Annotated in this window: 2 protein-coding genes; one reads left to right on the top strand and one right to left on the bottom strand. The window is 71.6% G+C overall.

What is annotated here, in order from left to right; genetic code table 11:
- Positions 1 to 1,186, top strand: a 1,186-nt coding sequence (locus E4099_RS30685) for a serine hydrolase domain-containing protein (RefSeq protein WP_425348287.1), incomplete at its 5' end; no start/stop codon positions are given.
- Positions 1,187 to 1,252: 66 nt separating this feature from the next.
- Here E4099_RS30685 and serA read toward each other — a convergent pair.
- On the bottom strand, positions 1,253 to 2,857 hold the full coding sequence (serA, locus tag E4099_RS30680; RefSeq protein ID WP_135342370.1) for a phosphoglycerate dehydrogenase: 1,605 nt from the start codon (positions 2,855 to 2,857) through the stop codon (positions 1,253 to 1,255).
- Positions 2,858 to 3,128: the final 271 nt, after the last annotated feature.

The following is a 3,128-nucleotide window of genomic DNA, read 5'->3' as shown; positions in this document are numbered from 1 at the left end:
CCCCTCCCGGCGCGCCGTCCTGGGCACCACCGCAGGAGCGCTGCTGGCCACCGCCGCGATCCCGGACGCCCGGGCCGCCACGCCCGTGAGCCGGGGCCCCCGCCCGGCCGGTGTGCCACCGCTGGACACCGCGGCGCTTCAGGCCGCCATCGACGATCTGGAACACCCCCCGACCACCGCGGCCCAGCTGCACATCGCGGGTTCGGCGGGCCACTGGTACGGCTCCTCGGGCGTGGCGGACCTGGACAGCGGCCGCCCGGTGCGGGCCGGCGACCAGGTCCGTATCGGCTCCATCACCAAGATGTTCGTGGCCACCGTGGTGCTCCAACTGGTCGCCGAGGACCGGGTGCGGCTGGACACGCCCGTGCAGCGGGTACTCCCCCGGCTGCTGCCCGCGGGCTTCGCCCCCATCACCGTCACCCAGCTGCTCAACCACACCTCCGGACTGCCGCACGGGCGTGGCTGGCCGGAGGTCACCACCCCGGAGCAGGTCTTCGAGCACCGCTTCGACCGCTGGACGCCGGAGCGGATCGTGGACACCGTCCGGTACGCCACCGAGCTGGCGTACGAGCCCGGCACCCGGCAGGAGTACCTGGGCATCAACTACGTACTGCTGGCGCTGCTGATCGAGCGGCTGACCGGCCGCCCGTACGGGGAGGAGATCGCCGCGCGGATCCTGCGCCCGCTGCGGCTGCACGACACCTCGGTGCCCGGTCACCGGCGCACCCTGCGCGGCCCGCAGGTGCGGGGGTATCTGCGGATGTCCGACGGCCGGCTGCGGGACATCACCGAGATCGACCCCTCGGACGCCTGGGGCGAGGGGGAGATGATCTCCAGTACGCCGGATCTGCTGCGCTTCCAGCGGGCGCTGTGCTCCGGCAGGCTGCTGCCCGGGCGGCTGCTGCGGGAGATGTTCCGGATGCCGCCCCCCGAGGTGACGATGGTGGACGGCAGCCCGGCCCGGTACAGCAGCGGACTCCAGACGATCACGATCAACGGAGTGCGGTTCTGGGGCAAGTCCGGTGAGCAGTACGGCTACTGCTCGGTGCTGCTGTTCACCGAGCGGCAGGAGCTGCGGGCGGTGCTCTCCTTCACTCCCCAGCGGCGCGACCGCACCCAGGAGCAGATGCAGCTCAGGGTCGCCAACGCCCTCACCGGGGGCGCCGACGCCGGCTCCGCCCGCTGAACGGAGCGGTGCGGGAGCGGTGCGACCGCCGTCCGGCGCGGCTGGACGGCGGTCGACCGGGCGGCGTCAGTCGGCGAGGTTCACCGAACGGGCCGAGGTGGCGCCGATCTCGTCGGAGATCTCCGTCAGCACCTGGCTCGGAATGGTGTCGTCCACGGTGAGCGCGACCATGGCCGCACCGCCCGCCGCGGCCCGCGAGACCTGCATCCCGGCGATGTTGATACCGGCCTCGCCGAGGATCCGGCCGATGGTGCCGACCACACCGGGCTTGTCCGTGTAGTGGAAGAAGGCCATGTGGTCGGCGAGCGCCAGATCCACGTCGTACTCGCCGACCGCGACGATCTTCTGGACGTGCTTGGGGCCCGCCAGGGTGCCGGAGACGGCGACCTCGCCACCGCCGGACAGCGTGCCGCGCACGGTCACCACATTGCGGTGCTCGGAGGACTCCGAGCTGGTGGTGAGCCGCACCTCGACACCGCGCTCCTGGGCGAACAGCGGCGCGTTCACATAGGAGACGGTCTCGTCCACGGTGTCCTCGAAGACACCCTTGAGCGCGGAGAGTTCCAGCACCTTCACATCGTGCTGGGTGATCTCGCCGTACACCTCGACATCGAGCCGCACCGCGACCTCGCCCGCCAGCGCGGTGAAGATCCGGCCCAGCTTCTCGGCCAGCGGCAGCCCCGGCCGCACGTCCTCGGCGATCACTCCGCCCTGGACGTTGACCGCGTCCGGCACCAGCTCGCCGGCGAGCGCCAGCCGCACCGACTTGGCGACCGCGATGCCCGCCTTCTCCTGCGCCTCTCCGGTGGAGGCGCCCAGGTGCGGGGTGGCCACCACGCTGTCGAACTCGAAGAGCGGGGAGTCGGTGCACGGCTCCTTGCTGAACACGTCCAGCCCGGCGGCGGCCACCCGGCCCTCCTTGAGCGCGCTGGCCAGCGCGGCCTCGTCCACGATCCCGCCGCGCGCGGCGTTGACGATGCGCACCTCCGGCTTGACCTTGCGCAGCGCCTCCTCGCCGATCAGCCCCATGGTCTCCGGGGTCTTGGGCAGGTGCACGGTGATGAAGTCGGAGACTTCCAGCAGCTCGTCCAGGGTGAGCAGCTTGACCCCCATCTGGGCGGCCCGGGCGGCCTGCACATAGGGGTCGTAGGCGACGATCTTCATCCCGAAGGCGGACATCCGCTGGGCCACCAGCACGCCGATCCGGCCGAGGCCCACCACGCCGAGGGTCTTCTCGCTCAGCTCGACGCCGGTGTACTTGCTCCGCTTCCACTCGCCGCCCTTCAGCGAGGCGTTGGCCTGCGGGATGTTCCGCGCGGTGGCGATCAGCAGGCCGCAGGCCAGCTCGGCGGCGGTGACGATGTTGGAGGTCGGCGCGTTGACCACCATCACACCGGCCTTGGTGGCGGCGGCCACGTCCACGTTGTCCAGGCCGACGCCCGCCCGGGCGATGACCTTGAGTTTGCGTGCCGCGGCGATCGCCTCGGCGTCCACCTTGGTGGCGCTGCGCACCAGGATGGCCTCCACGTCGGCGATGGCCGGGATCAGCTCGGCGCGGTCGGCGCCGTTGCAGGTCCGGATCTCGAAGTCCGGCCCGAGCGCGTCGACGGTGGCCGGCGACAGCTCTTCCGCGATGAGTACGACGGGTTTGCTGGACGAAGCAGTGCTCACAGGTCTCAGTCCTTAACTGTCCTGGTGGCTCCTCCCGGGCCCGGGGCCGCGGAGGGAGGACGGCCGTCCCGACGGCCGAAGGCGGTGAAGGAGGCAGCCGCGTGGAAGACGCACGACGCTGTGAGCCTGAACGCGCTTGTGGGGAGCAGTGTAGTGGCGCGCGGCGCGGAGTCTTGTGCCGGTCCGGCACTGTCACCCGCACGTGGCCGGCCGCCCCGGCGATGGGGGTGGCCTGTCTCTTATACACACTGACGCTGCCGACGATCGCATA

This window comes from Streptomyces palmae (assembly GCF_004684805.1).
In the GTDB taxonomy this organism is placed as follows: domain Bacteria; phylum Actinomycetota; class Actinomycetes; order Streptomycetales; family Streptomycetaceae; genus Streptomyces; species Streptomyces palmae.
This window is presented reverse-complemented; position numbering and strand designations above follow the sequence as displayed.